Source organism: Desulfococcus sp. (genome assembly GCF_050178255.1).
Taxonomy (GTDB): Bacteria; Desulfobacterota; Desulfobacteria; order Desulfobacterales; family Desulfococcaceae; genus Desulfococcus; species Desulfococcus multivorans.
Genome location: NZ_JBFXGG010000072.1, coordinates 1 through 1,436, shown reverse-complemented (window position 1 = coordinate 1,436; position 1,436 = coordinate 1). Strand labels below are relative to the sequence as shown.

The 1,436-nt window shown below is 58.2% G+C and carries 1 protein-coding gene; it reads right to left on the bottom strand.

What is annotated here, in order from left to right; genetic code table 11:
* Positions 1 to 10: 10 nt before the first annotated feature.
* A complete protein-coding gene (atpD, locus tag AB7S84_RS12480) occupies positions 11 to 1,423 on the bottom strand; it encodes a F0F1 ATP synthase subunit beta (RefSeq protein ID WP_020876459.1) in 1,413 nt (470 codons plus the stop codon).
* Between the last annotated feature and the right edge of the window lie 13 nt (positions 1,424 to 1,436).

Sequence of the window (1,436 nt, the reverse complement as noted above, 5' to 3'; positions counted from 1 at the left end):
GTTTTTGGCCTCATCTGTTTTTGGCCTCATCTATGGATCCAATCATATAGAGCGATTGTTCAGGGTACTCAGAGAATTCATCATCGAGGATGCGCGCGCACCCTGAAACCGTATCTTCTATGTCCACCATACGGCCCTCGTACCCGGTGAACTGGTAAGTGGTAAAAAAAGGCTGGGTCAAAAAACGCTCCAGGCGCCTTGCCCTGGACACAATCCGGCGGTCCTCCCTTGAGAGTTCTTCGAGCCCCAGCATGGCAATAATGTCCTTCAGCTCTTCGTAAACGGCCAGGGTTTTGATGACCTCCCGGGCCACGTCATAGTGATCTTTTCCCACAATCCTCGGCTGCAGCATGGCGGAGCGGGACTGGAGAGGGTCCATGGCCGGATAAAAGCCTTCGCCGGCCCGTTTTCGGGAAAGGACGATGGATGCCGAAAGGTGGGAAAAGGTATGAACGGCGGAAGGGTCCGTGAGATCGTCGGCAGGAACATACACCGCCTGAATGGAGGTGATGGCGGCCATCCGCGTGCTGGCGATCCGCTCCTCCAGCTCGGCCAGCTCCGTCGCCAGTGTCGGCTGATACCCCATTCGGGAGGGAAGCCGCCCCAGAAGCCCGGACAATTCCGAGCCTGCCTGGATGAATCGGAAAATATTGTCGATGAGGAGCAGTACATCCTGATCCAGATCGTCCCGAAAATATTCGGCCATGGTCAGGGCCGCATGTCCTACCCTGAACCGGGCGCCCGGCGGTTCGTTCATCTGACCGAATACCATGACCGTATTCTTCAGGACGCCGGCTGCGTTCATTTCCCGGTAGAGTTCCTCCCCTTCCCGACATCGCTCGCCGATACCGCAGAAGATACTCATACCCTTGTGTTTTCCGACCATGTTGTGGATGAGTTCCGTGATCACCACGGTCTTTCCAACCCCGGCGCCTCCGAACAGGCCCGCCTTCCCGCCGCGCTCCAATGGGGCCAGGAGGTCGATGGCCTTGATGCCCGTATGAAAAACCGTTTCGGTCGTTACGCGTCGCGCCAGGTCAATGGGTTGACGGTGAATGGAGCGAAGGACGACGTTTTCGGGGGCTTCATTGCCGTCGATGGGAACACCGAAAAGATTGAACATGCGGCCGGGGAGGGATTTGCCCACCGGTACCTTCAGGGTCTCCCCGTCACTCCACGCCGCGTCGCCGCGTGCCAGCCCCGCCGTTGCAGTAAGGGCGATGCCCCGAAAGGTATGCTCATCCAGGTGAACGGCCGTTTCGATGAATACGCCGTCGTTTTCTCCGGCCCGGAACAAGGTGTTGATGGGCGGTACGGACTCCGCGGAGGCGATATCGACGACACTCCCGCGAACCGCTAAAATTCTGCCGACATATTTACGGTCGGCACTCCTTTTCGGTGAATCCTCCATCGTCACCGCCATCGGGGCTCCTCAT